Raw genomic sequence first — 15,219 nt, 5'->3', positions numbered from 1 at the left:
TGTTCTTCCCTGCGCTCACTCAGTTGGCTGCCAGTAAACCTTGTGTCAACCGGGGATGTACAGCAAAAAAAGAATCTTTTTTTGCCTTAAGAAGTTGTTAAGGATTAACTTATTAAATAGTCGTGAAACAACATGATAAGGGAGACATGAAGATGAAAAAATTAGCTGCAATGGTTGCCGTGATGGCACTGTGTTCTGCACCTGTTCTGGCAGCGCAGCAGGGCGGATTCTCTGGCCCAACGGCGACGCAAAGCCAGGCGGGCGGATTTGTGGGTCCGAATGGCAGCAGCACGACGGTAGAAAGCGCAAAATCGCTGCGTGATGATACCTGGGTCACGCTGCGCGGTAACATCGTTGAGCGTATCTCCGACGATCTGTACCTGTTTAAAGATGCATCTGGCACGGTGAACGTGGATATCGACCACAAGCGCTGGAACGGTTTAACCGTCACGCCGCAGGATGTCGTAGAAATCCAGGGCGAAGTGGATAAAGACTGGAACTCCGTTGAAATCGACGTAAAACAGATTACCAAAGTCACGCGTTCGCGGCCCTTTTCTTTGTGACTCAACTCGCCAGATAGGGTAGTATCTGCGGCAATATTGCCTGACGAATACCGGGTATTGTTCGGGCTAACAGTTGAGGAACCACGATTAATGAGCGATATGGCAGAGCGCCTTGCGCTGCATGAATTCACGGAAAACGCCTATCTGAACTATTCCATGTACGTCATCATGGACAGGGCGTTGCCGTTTATTGGTGATGGTCTGAAACCCGTTCAGCGACGCATCGTTTACGCGATGTCCGAACTGGGGCTGAATGCCAGCGCCAAATTTAAAAAATCCGCCCGTACCGTCGGCGACGTACTGGGTAAATACCACCCACACGGTGACAGCGCCTGCTATGAAGCGATGGTGCTGATGGCGCAGCCGTTCTCTTACCGTTATCCGCTGGTTGACGGGCAGGGGAACTGGGGGGCACCGGATGATCCGAAATCGTTCGCGGCGATGCGTTATACCGAATCTCGACTGTCTAAATATGCGGAACTGCTGCTGGGGGAACTCGGTCAGGGGACGTCGGACTGGGTGCCAAACTTCGACGGCACCATGCAGGAGCCGAAGATGCTGCCTGCGCGTTTGCCGAATATTCTGCTGAACGGCACCACCGGTATTGCGGTCGGTATGGCAACGGACATTCCGCCACATAACCTGCGTGAAGTGGCAAAAGCGGCGATTACGCTGATTGAGCAGCCGAAAACGACGCTGGATCAGCTGCTGGATATCGTCCAGGGACCGGATTACCCGACCGAAGCAGAAATCATTACCCCGCGTGCAGAAATTCGTAAGATTTACGAAAACGGACGTGGCTCCGTGCGTATGCGTGCGGTCTGGACCAAAGAAGATGGCGCGGTGGTGATTTCCGCGCTGCCGCATCAGGTTTCCGGTGCCAAAGTGCTGGAACAGATTGCCGCCCAGATGCGCAATAAAAAACTGCCGATGGTGGACGATCTGCGCGATGAGTCGGATCACGAAAACCCGACCCGTCTGGTGATCGTGCCGCGCTCCAACCGTGTGGATATGGAGCAGGTGATGAACCACCTGTTTGCCACCACCGATCTGGAAAAAAGCTACCGCATCAACCTGAACATGATTGGCCTCGACGGTCGCCCTGCGGTGAAAAACCTGCTGGAGATCCTCACCGAATGGCTGGCGTTCCGCCGCGATACCGTACGTCGTCGTCTGAACTATCGTCTGGAAAAAGTCCTCAAGCGCCTGCACATCCTCGAAGGTTTGCTGGTGGCGTTCCTCAACATTGACGAAGTGATTGAAATCATTCGTCATGAAGATGAACCGAAGCCTGAGCTGATGTCGCGGTTTGGCATTTCTGAAACCCAGGCTGAAGCCATCCTCGAACTGAAGTTGCGTCATCTTGCCAAACTTGAAGAGATCAAAATCCGCGGCGAGCAGGACGAGCTGGCGAAAGAACGCGATCAGCTGCAGGGCATTCTGGCCTCTGAGCGCAAGATGAGTAACCTGCTGAAGAAAGAGCTGCAGGCAGACTCAGATGCCTATGGCGACGATCGCCGTTCTCCGCTGAAAGAGCGCGAAGAAGCGAAGGCGATGAGCGAGCACGACATGCTGCCGTCTGAGCCGGTCACCATTGTACTGTCGCAAAGCGGCTGGGTGCGTAGCGCCAAAGGCCATGACATTGATGCGCCGGGCTTAAGCTATAAGGCGGGTGACAGCTACAAGGCCGCGGTGAAGGGCAAGAGCAACCAGCCGGTGGTGTTCGTGGATTCAACCGGGCGCAGCTATGCCATCGACCCGATTACGCTGCCGTCGGCACGTGGTCAGGGTGAACCGCTGACCGGTAAGCTGACGCTGCCGCCGGGAGCGACGGTTGAGCATATGCTGATGGAAAGTGATGACCAGAAACTGCTGATGGCCTCCGATGCTGGCTACGGTTTCGTCTGCACCTTCAATGACTTAGTGGCGCGCAACCGTGCAGGTAAGGCATTGATTACGTTACCGGAGAACGCGCATGTGATGCCGCCGGTGGTGCTTGAAGATGAAAGCGACATGCTGCTGGCGATCACCCATGCCGGGCGTATGCTGATGTTCCCGGTCAGTGACCTGCCGCAATTGTCGAAAGGGAAAGGGAACAAGATCATCAACATTCCGTCTGCAGAAGCGGCGAAAGGGGATGATGGGCTGGCGCACCTCTACGTGTTGCCGCCGCAAAGTACGCTGACCATTCACGTTGGTAAACGCAAAATTAAACTGCGTCCTGAAGAACTGCAGAAGGTGACCGGCGAGCGTGGGCGTCGCGGTACGCTGATGCGCGGTTTACAGCGCATCGACCGTATCGAAATTGACTCGCCACGACGTGCCGGTCAGGGCGACAGCGAAGAATAACGCTGTCGTCTGACTCTCCCTGCTTTTACGCAGGGAGAGTCAACATTAAAAATTCCCGTGAAACCGTTGTTTATTCGTGCATTGCGATTAACAATACGCTTTTCCAGAGAGCCGCTCTTAACAAAGCCCTAACCTGACGCAGGGTTCTGCATTTGGTGACGTAAAATGCCAGGCTCTTAGGCCTTAGAGGTTGTTATGCTATATATTTTTCGTTTATTCATTACTGTAATTTACTGCATTCTGGTCTGTGTTTTTGGTTGTATATATTGTCTGTTCAGCCCACGAAATCCAAAACACGTCTCGACGTTTGGCCATATGTTTGGTCGACTGGCCCCCCTGTACGGCCTGAAGGTGGAATGCCGCATGCCGCCGGACGCAAAGGACTACGGCAACGCTATCTATATTTGTAACCACCAGAATAACTATGACATGGTTACCGCCGCGAAGATCGTGCAACCACCGACGGTTACGGTCGGTAAAAAAAGCCTGCTGTGGGTCCCGTTTTTCGGTCTGCTGTACTGGCTCACCGGTAACCTGTTGATCGACAGAAACAATCGCGCCAAAGCGCACAGCACCATTGCGACGGTCGTTAATCATTTTAAAAAACGTCGTATCTCTATCTGGATGTTCCCGGAAGGTACGCGTAGCCGTGGCCGTGGTCTGCTGCCGTTTAAAACTGGCGCGTTTCATGCGGCAATTGCCGCGGGTGTTCCGGTGATCCCGGTGTGCGTTTCAACGACCTCAAATAAAATTAAACTTAACCGATTAAATAATGGTCTGGCGATCGTCGAGATGTTGCCGCCAGTAGATATCAGCCACTATGGTAAGGATCAGGTTCGTGAACTGGCCGCGCATTGCCGCACGTTAATGGAACAAAAAATCGCCGAACTCGACAAAGAAGTTGCCGAGCGTGAAGCTACCGGTAAGGTGTGATTCGCGCCATCCGAGTTTGTTACAGGAAATACTTTCCTGCGTGTTAATCGCCAGTTTTACATGGAGCTTATATGTCACTCAGTCGGCGTCAGTTCATTCAGACATCGGGGATCGCACTGTGTGCAGGTGCTATTCCGCTGAAGGCTAATGCTGCCGGTCAGCAACAACCGTTACCTGTTCCACCGCTGCTGGAGTCTCGCCGTGGACAGCCGCTATTTATGACCCTGCAACGCGCTCACTGGTCCTTTACGCAAGGCACCCGCGCGCCGGTCTGGGGGATTAACGGGCGTTACCTGGGGCCGACCATCCGCGTCTGGAAAGGGGATGACGTCAAGCTTATTTACAGCAACCGTCTTACCGAGAATGTTTCAATGACCGTCGCCGGGCTGCAGGTTCCTGGCCCACTGATGGGTGGCCCGGCACGCATGATGTCACCGAATGCGGACTGGGCGCCGGTATTGCCCATTCGCCAGGACGCCGCCACGTTGTGGTATCACGCCAATACGCCGAACCGGACCGCGCAGCAGGTCTATAACGGTCTGGCTGGTATGTGGCTGATTGAAGATGATGTCAGTAAGTCGCTGCCGATTCCCAACCATTATGGCGTGGATGATTTTCCGGTCATTATTCAGGACAAGCGGCTGGATAACTTCGGCACGCCTGAATACAGCGAGCCGGGCAGCGGCGGGTTTGTTGGTGACACGCTATTGGTTAACGGGGCACAAAGCCCGTATGTGGAAGTGTCTCGCGGCTGGGTGCGTTTGCGTTTACTCAATGCGTCGAACTCGCGTCGTTACCAGCTGCAAATGAGTGACGGTCGTGCGCTGCATGTGATTTCCGGCGATCAGGGCTTTTTACCCGCGCCGGTTTCGGTGAAGCAACTCTCGCTGGCCCCGGGTGAACGTCGTGAGATTCTGGTGGACATGACCAACGGCGATGAAGTGTCGATCACCTGTGGTGAGGCGGCCAGCATTGTCGACCGGATCCGCGGCTTCTTCGAGCCATCCAGTATTCTGATTTCCACGCTGGTACTGACCCTGCGCCCGACCGGGCTGCTGCCGCTGGTGACCGACAATCTGCCGATGCGTTTGTTGCCTACGGAAATTTTAAGCGGCTCACCGATTCGCAGTCGTGAGATCAGCCTTGATGACGATCCCGGCATTAATGGGCAGTTGTGGGATGTAAACCGCATGGACATTACCGCTCAGCAGGGCTCCTGGGAGCGCTGGACGGTGCGGGCGGATATGCCGCAGTCTTTCCATATCGAAGGCGTCTCTTTCCTGATCCGCAATGTGAACGGCGCGATGCCGTTCCCGGAAGACCGGGGCTGGAAAGATACCGTTTGGGTGGATGGTCAGGTTGAGCTGCTGGTGTATTACGGACAGCCTTCCTGGGCGCATTTCCCGTTCTACTTTAACAGCCAGACGCTGGAAATGGCCGATCGTGGCTCGATCGGACAGATGCTGGTGAACCCGGCGCCATAATGTGCCGGGCAGGCTATTACGCCCGCCAGAACATGCGCGAGAAAAGAATCAAAATGGGGTAGATTTCCAGACGCCCCATGATCATGGCCGCGCACATCAACAGCTTTGCCTCTTCGTTTAAAGTACCAAACGTGACCGCCGTGACGCCAAATCCCAGCCCCATATTATTGATACAGGCCGCGGCGGTGGCGAACGAGGAAAAGAGATCGTAGCCCATCAGATTAAGCGCCCAGACGAAAAAACTGGTAAACAAAGCATAGAGAAAAAAGAAGCTCCACACTGAGCGGATCACGCGCTCGTTAACCACGCTATTACCCACTTTGATATTCAGTAATGCACGAGGATGGGCCAGTTGGTGTAATTCCTGTCGGCACTGCTTGAACATAATTAAAAAACGCAGCGCCTTAATACCCCCGCAGGTCGAACCGATACACCCCCCGAAGAAACTGGCGATGAGAAGCATGAAGATAGTATGTGAAGGCCACTGGGCGTAATCCGCCGTCGACAGGCCGTTGTCTGTGAGCATTGAGCTTGCCAGAAAAAAAGCATGCACCAGACTGTCCGTTAAATTGTACATACCTGCCCGCCAGACCTGCCAGGTGGCTATCAGGGTGATCACCAGCGCAATGATCAGAAACAGCTGCAGTTCGGCATTACGGCGAAAAGGCTTGAAGGTCCGTTTCACAATGGCGACATACCAGAGGGTGAAGTTAAACGCTGAAAGCAGTGAAAACAGTCCGGCGACAAGCTCAATGGCGTGGCTGTTATAAAAACCGATACTTTCGCTTCGGGTAGAGAACCCTCCGAGGGAGACTGTCGAAAGCCCATGGCATAACGCATCGAAAAACGACATGCCGGCAACCCAGTAGGCCAGCGTACAGATAAGCCCCAGCGTGACATAGGTTAGCCACAACGTGCGTGCGGTATCGGCAAGTCGTGGGGTGAGGCGTTCTTCTTTAAACGGCCCTGGCATTTCAGACTGATACAGCTTCATGCCGCCGATCCCCAGTAGCGGCAGGACGGCAACGGCGAGGACGATAACGCCAAGGCCGCCGATGAAATTGAGCTGCGCCCGATAATACAGATAAGATCTGGGCATCGCGCCGACATCGTCAATGACCGTCGCCCCGGTGGTGGTAATACCGGAGACGCCTTCAAACAGGGCATCGGCAAAAGAGAGGTTTAACCCGTCTTCCATCCACATCGGCATGGCGCTGATGAATGAAAAAAGTAGCCAAAAAAGAACGATGATGACGAACCCATCGCGGGTTCGTAGCTGAATGCCTGCACGTTTTGTCGCCAGCCAGGCACCGCCGCCGAGGGTAAAAAAAACGGCAAAGGTGCTCAAAAAAGCAAAATAACTCCGTTCTTTGTTCAGCAAGGCGATGGCCATCGGCGGCAGCATAGAGAAGCTGTACAGGAGAACCAGAAATCCGCACAGGTGAAGAACAACCCGCAGCTGGGAAATATTAAGTGATTCGTTGCGATGCAATGGAAAATCCCCCGCCAAAAAGACCTGGTCCGGCTGGCAAGACATGATGTCAATTATGATATACCCGTCATACTTCAAGTTGCATGTGCGTTAGCTATGTTCGTTCACCCCAGTCACATAGTTATCTATGCTCCTGGAGATTCACTCACTTGCCGCCTTCATGCAACTCGAATTATTTTGGGTATAGATAAAAGTAGGCGTAGTAAAATTTAACAATTTATTTAACTTTCTACTCGTCTGGCTCAGACTCCGCTTCATTTCTGGCGGGCATACAGCGTATAATCCCCGGCCTTTGATTATTTTTTTACCATTTTTGGAAGCATTATGAGCGCAATATCCCTGATCCAACCGGACAGAGACCTTTTCTCCTGGCCGCAGTACTGGGCCGCCTGTTTTGGCCCCGCGCCGTTTCTGCCAATGTCGCGAGAAGAGATGGACCAACTTGGCTGGGATAGCTGCGACATTATTCTGGTTACCGGGGATGCCTATGTTGATCACCCGAGCTTCGGTATGGCCATTTGTGGCCGTATGCTGGAAGCCCAGGGTTTTCGCGTCGGGATTATCGCCCAGCCGGACTGGAACAGTAAAGACGACTTTATGCGTCTGGGTAAACCGAATCTGTTCTTCGGCGTAACCGCCGGTAACATGGACTCGATGATCAACCGCTATACTGCCGATCGTCGCCTGCGCCATGATGATGCCTATACGCCGGACAACGTCGCCGGTAAGCGCCCGGACCGCGCCACACTGGTTTATACCCAACGTTGTCGTGAAGCATGGAAAGACGTGCCGGTGATCCTTGGTGGTATTGAAGCCAGCCTGCGTCGTACCGCGCATTACGATTACTGGTCTGATACCGTGCGCCGCTCGGTGCTGGTGGATTCCAAAGCGGATATGCTGATGTTCGGCAACGGTGAACGTCCGCTGGTTGAAGTTGCGCACCGCCTGGCGATGGGTGAAACCATCGACCAAATCCGCGACGTGCGTAACACCGCGATTATGGTTAAAGAAGCGCTGCCCGGCTGGAGCGGTGTGGATTCCACGCGTCTGGATATGCCGGGGAAAATTGACCCTATCCCGCATCCGTACGGTGAAGATTTACCGTGTGCAGATAACAAGCCAGTAGCGCCTAAAAAGCAGGAAGCCAAAGCGGTGACCGTTCAGCCTGCGCGTCCGAAGCCGTGGGAAAAAACCTACGTGCTGCTGCCGTCTTATGAGAAGGTGAAAGGCGACAAAGTGTTGTACGCTCACGCCTCACGTATTCTGCACCACGAAACCAACCCTGGCTGCGCGCGCGCCCTGATGCAAAAACACGGCGACCGCTACATTTGGGTTAACCCTCCGGCGATCCCGCTGTCGACCGAAGAGATGGATAGCGTCTTCGCGCTGCCGTATAAACGTGTCCCGCACCCGGCATATGGCAACAGCCGTATTCCGGCCTACGAGATGATCCGTTTTTCCATCAACATTATGCGCGGCTGCTTTGGCGGCTGTTCTTTCTGTTCGATCACCGAGCATGAAGGACGCATCATCCAGAGCCGTTCTGAAGATTCGATTATCAACGAGATCGAGGCGATTCGCGATACCGTACCGGGCTTCACCGGCGTGATTTCCGATCTGGGTGGCCCAACGGCCAACATGTACATGCTGCGCTGTAAGTCGCCACGTGCGGAACAGACCTGCCGTCGTCTGTCGTGCGTTTATCCGGACATCTGCCCGCATATGGACACCAACCACGAACCGACGATTAACCTCTATCGTCGCGCACGTGATTTGAAAGGCATCAAAAAGATTTTGATTGCGTCCGGCGTGCGCTACGACATCGCCGTGGAAGATCCGCGCTACATCAAAGAGCTGGCGACCCACCACGTTGGTGGCTATCTGAAGATTGCACCGGAACATACCGAAGAAGGTCCGTTGTCGAAGATGATGAAGCCGGGCATGGGTAGCTACGACCGCTTTAAAGAGCTGTTCGACACCTACTCGAAGCAGGCCGGTAAAGAGCAGTATCTGATCCCTTACTTTATCTCTGCGCACCCGGGTACGCGTGACGAAGATATGGTGAATCTGGCGTTGTGGTTGAAGCAGCGTCGTTTCCGCCTTGATCAGGTACAGAACTTCTACCCATCGCCGCTGGCGAACTCGACAACCATGTATTACACCGGGAAAAACCCGCTGGGTAAAATTGGTTATAAGAGTGAAGATGTGGTGGTGCCGAAAGGCGATAAGCAGCGTCGTTTACATAAAGCGCTGCTGCGCTACCACGATCCGGCTAACTGGCCGTTAATCCGTCAGGCGCTGGAAGATATGGGTAAAAAGCACCTGATTGGCGGTCGTCGTGAATGTCTGGTTCCGTCGCCTACGCTGGAAGAAATGCGTGAAGCGCGTCGCCAGAATCGTCATACCCGCCCGGCACTGACCAAGCACACACCTGTTGCACACCAGCGCCAGACGCCCGCCGCGAATAAAAAGCGTGGCAAAGTAGCAGGGCGTTAATCCTGAAGCCCGGTAGCGCTCTGCTTACTGGGCCACTGCTTTGAAAGCCGGATGAGGTGCTTGCATCGCCATCCGGCAAATCTGTTTTAGTACAGCCCCAATACCTTCCACCACATCAGACCTACGGTAATAAAGACTGCCTGGTTAAACAGGCTGACGATAAACCCTGTTCGCCACCAGACGCCCGTCGGCACATACCCTGCACCAAACAGGATCGGACCACGCGCATGTGTGTACTGGGTGAGAGAGCAGTACAGGCTGCTGGTGAAAGCCAGCATCAATGCGGTCGGGGCTGCCGGGATATTCAGATGCAGGCCGACGCCAAGGAATACCGCGTACAATGCGGCGATCTGCGCATTTCCGCTCGCAAAAAAGTAGTGGGTGTAGAAGTAGGCGGCGTTAAGCAGTAGCAGGACGACCACCCAACTGGTGCCATGCATGGTACTGCTGAGGCTATCGCCGATCAGATTACCAAACCAGGTGGTGAAACCGAGCTTCTTCAATTGGTTTGCCATCATCAGCAGTGCGGCAAACCAAATCAGCGTGTCCCACGCACCTTTTTCGCTTTTGACGTCTTCCCAGCTCAGCACACCGCTGAGCAGTAAAATTGAGAGTCCAACGAACGACGCGGTGGTGGCATCGACGCCTAGCGTATCGCCAAAAATCCACAGCACCAGCAGGACGCCAACGGTACCCAGCATCAACCACTCACCGCGTGACATGCTGCCCATTTCCGCCAGTTCCTGACGGGCCAGGTTCGGGGCATCCGGCGTGTGTTTAATTTCTGGACGCACCAGCCAGTACACCAGCAGCGGAACCAACAGCAAAGACACCATGCAAGGCAGCAGCGCCGCCATAAACCAGCTTCCCCAGGTTAGCGTGACCCCGGCGTTGGCCGCCAGTTTTACTGCAAGTAGGTTGCCGGTATAGCCGGTCATAAACAGTGCGGCGGTGACGTCGTTGACGTTGCCAATGCAGGTAATGAGGAAGGTGCCGATTTTGCTGCGCGATTCATCTTCCGGATTGGAATGAAAACTGCGCGCCAGTGAGTCGGCAATCGGATAGATGACGCCGCCGCAGCGTGCCGTATTGCTGGGCATCGCGGGAGAGAGGATCAGATCGGCAAACGCCAGGCCGTAGGCAAGTCCGAGCGTGCGCTTGCCGAGCAGGCGGATCATCTGCAGGGCGATACGTCGACCAAGGCCGGTTTTGATAAACCCGCGGGCAATCATAAAGGCAACGACGATCAGCCAGATGAGTGAACTGTTCAGTTCGCTCAGAGCGGTGGTAATCGCACCGCTGGCGGTTTTATCCCCGGCGGCATAGGCGAGGGCAAAGACGGTTATGCCAATAATACCGACTGCGCCAATGGGCAGAACTTTTGCCACGATAGAGGCGATAGTGGCCACGAAAATGATTGCCGAATGCCAGGCGGAAGCGCTTAACCCCGTTGGTGGGGTAAGTTGCCAGAGCCCGGCTGAAATCAAAATTATTAGAATTAATGGGAGCCATTTAACTCCCTGCGGTTTTTTTTCAGCCACGGTCACGCACCTATAGACATTGTGAATACATTCACCGTATGAATATATTTATTGAATAATTAGTAAGTTATGTGGCGTAATGCTGCTCCAGTGACTGAAGTAAATACATCAATAAATGTAAGTGAATTGTTTCTTGATATTTCCATGCAGGAAGAGCCCGACTGGGATGCCGGGCTGGAGAGAAGGGATTAGCCGCCGAACTGGTCCGGGTCCGGTCCCAGACGTTTGCCCTGGTCGAGTTTGGCCATTTCGCCTAACTCATCTTTGTCCAGGCGGAAGTCCCAGACATCAAAGTTCTCCGCGATACGCGCAGGAGTGACTGATTTAGGGATCACCACCAGGCCGCTATCCAGATGCCAGCGAATGACAATTTGTGCCGGTGATTTACCGTATTTTTCGGCGAGATCGCGAACTATCTTTTGATCGAACACATCTTTGCCGCCTTGTGCCAGCGGGCTCCAGGATTCAGTCTGGATTTTATGCGTGGCGTTCCAGGCATGAAGCTGCCGCTGCTGTAAAAGCGGGTGCAGCTCGATTTGGTTAATCACTGGCGCAACGCCCGTTTCATCCATCAGGCGCTGGAGATGGTTGATCTGGAAGTTGCACACGCCAATGCTTTTAATGAGTCCCTGTTTTTGCAGGTCGATCATGTTTTCCCATGCTTCAACGTAATGGTCGATTGCCGGGACGGGCCAGTGCATGAGGTAAAGATCGAGATAATCGAGCTGGAGTTTCTCCATGCTTTCGAGCAACGCTTCTCGGGGACGTTTCTGGTCGTCATTCCACAGTTTAGTGGTGATGAATAACTCCTCCCGGGGCACGCCGCAGTCGCGTAATGCTTTACCGACACCGTCTTCATTTTTATACGCGGCAGCGGTATCAATAGAGCGATAACCGACTTCCAGCGCTTTATGGATCGCGGAGATGACTTCCTCATTACTTGCCTTCCAGACCCCCAGGCCCAGTTGAGGCATGACGTTACCATCCTGTAGCTTGATAATGGTCGGACTGGTCATAATTCCCCCCTACACTGAATCCTTCAGGCTGCCTCTTTGTTGGCTGCTTGCGTTTACCCCGGTCACGTACTTATGTACGCTCCCGGGGATTCACTCAATTGCCGCCTCGATGCATCATGAATGATTGGGTGTAAATTGAGTTCACCGGAGCAGCCCCGGTGAGGTTTGTGTGACTTAAGCCTGGTATAAATACCCAAAAACGAAAGTCAGAGGTCAAAAAACCTAGCGTGCCGCTTCGTAAATGCGGCGGCTGACGTCCAGCGTAATGTCCTGATGTTCGCCCAGTTTCGTCCCACCGTGCGCTGCCAGTTTTTCCAGCAACGCCGGGATGGAACTGCCATCCAGACCGTAGTCGGACAGGCGGGTTGGGACGCCCATCTGCTCGAAGAATTGACGCGTCGCGGTAATGGCTGCATCGATACGCTGGTCATCACTCCCTTCGCTGATATTCCAGACGCGCTCCGCGTATTGCAGCAGTTTGGCGCGCTTAGTGTCGCGTTTTTCATTCCACAGTGCCGGCAGAACGATGGCCAGTGTTTGTGCGTGATCGAGACCGTGCATCGCGGTCAGTTCGTGACCGAGCATATGGGTAGCCCAATCCTGCGGTACACCTGCGCCAATCAGGCCGTTCAGCGCCTGGGTCGCTGCCCACATGACGTTGGCGCGGACATCGTAGTTTTCTGGCTCCTGCAACGCTTTCGGGCCCTCTTCTATCAATGTGAGCAAAATACCTTCGGCAAAGCGGTCCTGTATTTTGCCGTTGACCGGGTATGTTACGTATTGCTCTACGGTGTGAACAAACGCGTCCACTACGCCGTTTGCGACCTGACGCGGCGGCAGAGTGTAGGTGTAAACCGGATCCAGCACGGCAAAGACCGGCTGCACAAACGGTGTCATAAAGGCCAGCTTATCGCCGGTGGTTTTGCGGGAAATTACCGCGCCGGAGTTTGATTCAGAGCCGGTTGCCGGCAGGGTCAAAACGGAGCCCATCGGGATGGCGCTTTTTACGTCGTTGCCGTGAGTTTCCAGGATGCGCCACGGATCGACACCTTCAGCGTAATGAGCCGCTGCGGCGATGAATTTAGTGCCATCGAGAACAGAGCCGCCGCCGACGGCCAGCAGGAATGTCACCTTCTCATCACGCACGATGTTGACCGCATTCATCAGCGTTTCATAAGACGGGTTCGGCTCAATACCGCCAAACTCCAGTACATCCAGACCTTTCAGGGCATCCTGAACCTGTGCCAGTACGCCGGTTTTTTTCACGCTGCCGCCGCCGTAGGTAATCAGCACGCGAGCATCCTGAGGGATTTGATCGCGCAGTTCAGCGATAGCGCCTTTACCGAACAAAATGCGGGTTGGGGTATGGAGGTTAAAGTTATTCATTGCTCGTTACCTTGTGTGGGTAAAAAAAGAGGGCAGGTGAGTGTCTGCCTGATGGTGAACATTGTGGTCGTCAGACGCATTCCTCTCAATGCTCATTTCTGCCAATGTCTTGCCTATTTCTACAGACTACTGGAGAAAACGGATAAAAATACGCACACTGTGGACGTTACAATTCGATGACGAAAGGGTGCTCTATGAACCGTGATGATGTCTGCCTTCTGCTGACGGAAAAAATTAAGCAGCTGAAAAATAATGAAAATAAACTCAATAAATTGCTGCCTGATGTGCGTTTACTGTATGGCATGGAGCCTGGGCTGCGCACCCCTGTGATGTATGAACCTGGCATTATATTTCTCTTCTCTGGTCATAAAATTGGTTACATCAATGAGCGTGTATTTCGTTATGACACCAACGAATACCTGCTGCTCACCGTACCTTTACCCTTTGAATGTGAAACGTATGCGACACCGGAGATTCCACTGGCCGGTCTGCGGCTGAATGTCGATATCCTGCAATTGCAGGAACTTCTGATGGACATTGGCGAAGATGAACTGTTTCAGCCTGCAATGGCGGCGAGCGGAATAAACTCTGCCACGCTTTCTGACGAGATTCTTTGCGCGGCCGAGCGTTTACTGGATGTGATGGAGCGACCGCTGGACGCGCGAATTCTGGGTAAACAGATCATCCGTGAGATTTTGTACCATGTGCTGACCGGCCCACGCGGTGGCGCGCTGCTTGCACTGGTCAGTCGTCAGACGCATTTCAGTTTGATCAGTCGCGTGCTGAAGCGCATCGAAAACAAGTACACCGAGAACCTCAACGTTGAGCAACTGGCGGCAGAGGCCAACATGAGCGTGTCGGCGTTTCATCATAATTTTAAATCGGTGACCAGCACCTCGCCGCTGCAGTATCTGAAGAGTTATCGCCTGCATAAGGCTCGGATGATGATCATTCACGACGGCATGAAGGCCAGCGCGGCAGCAATGCGGGTTGGCTATGAGAGCGCGTCGCAGTTTAGTCGCGAGTTTAAACGGTACTTTGGTGTGACTCCGGGAGAAGATGCGGCAAGAATTCGGACGATGCAGGGAAGTTAATGATGTTCACCGTTGGCCTGATTAGCAAAGCGCCATCAGGCGAAAATGCCGGGTGATTTTACCCGGCCAACGATGACGACTCAGGCGCTACAGCATTTTTTTTTAATCACCACAAACAAGGTGCCTAACAGGCCTGCGGTTAACAGGGCGAGGGGCAGGATCATCAGGAAGGTCATCACCTGATCTTCATGGCGTTTAACGAACGGGATCATGCTGAGCGCATAGCCAAAGCTGGTGACCACGGTGACCCACAGTAGGCCGCTCAACCAATTAAAGAACTGGAACCGGCGGTTAGGCAGACCGGAAATTCCCGCCATTGTCGGCAGCAGGGTGCGAACAAATGCCAGGAAACGTCCAGCGAGCAGCGCCATCAGACCGTGTTGGTCAAACATACAGGTGGCACGCTGATGATATTTTTCAGGTAATTGCGCCAGCCAGCTTTTCACCGTCCGCGTATTACCCAACCAGCGCCCCTGAATATAGCTCAGCCAACAGCCCAGACTGGCTGCGGCAGTCAGAATAGCAATCGTCGGGATAAAGCTCATTACGTCCTGCGCAATCAGCGCCCCGGCCAGTAACAGCAGGCTGTCTCCGGGTAAAAAGGAAGCAGGCAGCAGACCATTTTCTAAAAACAACGTGGCAAACATGACGAAGTACACCACGCTCACAACGTGCGGATCTGCCAGCGCGGCAAAATCGTGTTGCCAGAGCGCGGAGATAATATCTTGAATGACGACCATGGACTTTCCTGTGGAACAGCGTTTATGTGTGGATTGTACTCCTGAATTGCCCGGGATGCCTTGATCCCGGACGCAACAATTACAGACTTTTCCACCAGAAGTGTCTGCATATATGTCCAACTGCG

Annotated in this window: 11 protein-coding genes; 6 read left to right on the top strand and 5 right to left on the bottom strand. The window is 53.7% G+C overall.

Annotation, left to right across the window (positions count from 1 at the left end):
- The first annotated feature begins 152 nt into the window (after positions 1-152).
- The 4 genes from FDW98_RS16620 to ftsP all read left to right on the top strand — a co-directional run bounded on the left by FDW98_RS16620 (position 153) and on the right by ftsP (position 5,329).
- Entirely contained in the window at positions 153-563 is a 411-nt protein-coding gene (locus FDW98_RS16620; RefSeq protein ID WP_137398890.1) for a YgiW/YdeI family stress tolerance OB fold protein, read from the top strand.
- A 90-nt stretch (positions 564-653) separates the two neighbouring features.
- Positions 654-2,912, top strand: coding sequence for a DNA topoisomerase IV subunit A (parC, locus tag FDW98_RS16615; protein ID WP_096755658.1), 2,259 nt, complete (start codon positions 654-656; stop codon positions 2,910-2,912).
- A gap of 195 nt (positions 2,913-3,107) precedes the next feature.
- On the top strand, positions 3,108-3,845 hold the full coding sequence (gene plsC, locus FDW98_RS16610) for a 1-acylglycerol-3-phosphate O-acyltransferase (protein WP_096755659.1): 738 nt from the start codon (positions 3,108-3,110) through the stop codon (positions 3,843-3,845).
- 71 nt (positions 3,846-3,916) lie between these two features.
- The gene (ftsP, locus tag FDW98_RS16605; RefSeq protein WP_096755660.1) at positions 3,917-5,329 is read left to right on the top strand and encodes a cell division protein FtsP; all 1,413 of its coding nucleotides are present in this window, start codon (positions 3,917-3,919) and stop codon (positions 5,327-5,329) included.
- A 16-nt stretch (positions 5,330-5,345) separates the two neighbouring features.
- On the opposite strand, the gene FDW98_RS16600 is transcribed toward ftsP, so the two are convergent.
- The gene (locus tag FDW98_RS16600) at positions 5,346-6,821 is read right to left on the bottom strand and encodes a TrkH family potassium uptake protein (protein WP_096755661.1); all 1,476 of its coding nucleotides are present in this window, start codon (positions 6,819-6,821) and stop codon (positions 5,346-5,348) included.
- A gap of 324 nt (positions 6,822-7,145) precedes the next feature.
- On the opposite strand from FDW98_RS16600, the gene FDW98_RS16595 reads away from it, so the two are divergent.
- The gene (locus tag FDW98_RS16595; protein WP_096755663.1) at positions 7,146-9,317 is read left to right on the top strand and encodes a YgiQ family radical SAM protein; all 2,172 of its coding nucleotides are present in this window, start codon (positions 7,146-7,148) and stop codon (positions 9,315-9,317) included.
- 86 nt (positions 9,318-9,403) lie between these two features.
- On the opposite strand, the gene FDW98_RS16590 is transcribed toward FDW98_RS16595, so the two are convergent.
- From FDW98_RS16590 to yqhD, 3 genes are all read right to left on the bottom strand, one after another.
- Positions 9,404-10,858, bottom strand: a complete 1,455-nt coding sequence (locus tag FDW98_RS16590; RefSeq protein ID WP_096759331.1) for a DASS family sodium-coupled anion symporter — start codon at positions 10,856-10,858, stop codon at positions 9,404-9,406.
- Positions 10,859-11,046: 188 nt separating this feature from the next.
- Positions 11,047-11,874, bottom strand: coding sequence for a 2,5-didehydrogluconate reductase DkgA (gene dkgA, locus FDW98_RS16585; protein ID WP_096755664.1), 828 nt, complete (start codon positions 11,872-11,874; stop codon positions 11,047-11,049).
- A 222-nt stretch (positions 11,875-12,096) separates the two neighbouring features.
- Positions 12,097-13,260: an alcohol dehydrogenase gene (yqhD, locus tag FDW98_RS16580; RefSeq protein ID WP_096755665.1), complete on the bottom strand. Its 1,164-nt coding sequence runs from the start codon at positions 13,258-13,260 to the stop codon at positions 12,097-12,099.
- 194 nt (positions 13,261-13,454) lie between these two features.
- On the opposite strand from yqhD, the gene FDW98_RS16575 reads away from it, so the two are divergent.
- Positions 13,455-14,354, top strand: coding sequence for an AraC family transcriptional regulator (locus FDW98_RS16575; protein ID WP_137398889.1), 900 nt, complete (start codon positions 13,455-13,457; stop codon positions 14,352-14,354).
- A gap of 80 nt (positions 14,355-14,434) precedes the next feature.
- On the opposite strand, the gene yghB is transcribed toward FDW98_RS16575, so the two are convergent.
- Positions 14,435-15,094, bottom strand: coding sequence for a DedA family general envelope maintenance protein YghB (gene yghB / locus FDW98_RS16570; protein WP_096755667.1), 660 nt, complete (start codon positions 15,092-15,094; stop codon positions 14,435-14,437).
- Positions 15,095-15,219: the final 125 nt, after the last annotated feature.

Source organism: Citrobacter sp. wls711 (genome assembly GCF_005281055.1).
GTDB classification, from domain to species: Bacteria; Pseudomonadota; Gammaproteobacteria; order Enterobacterales; family Enterobacteriaceae; genus Citrobacter; species Citrobacter gillenii.
Note: the sequence above shows the minus strand (reverse complement) of the source record. Positions and strands in the feature narration are given on the sequence as shown.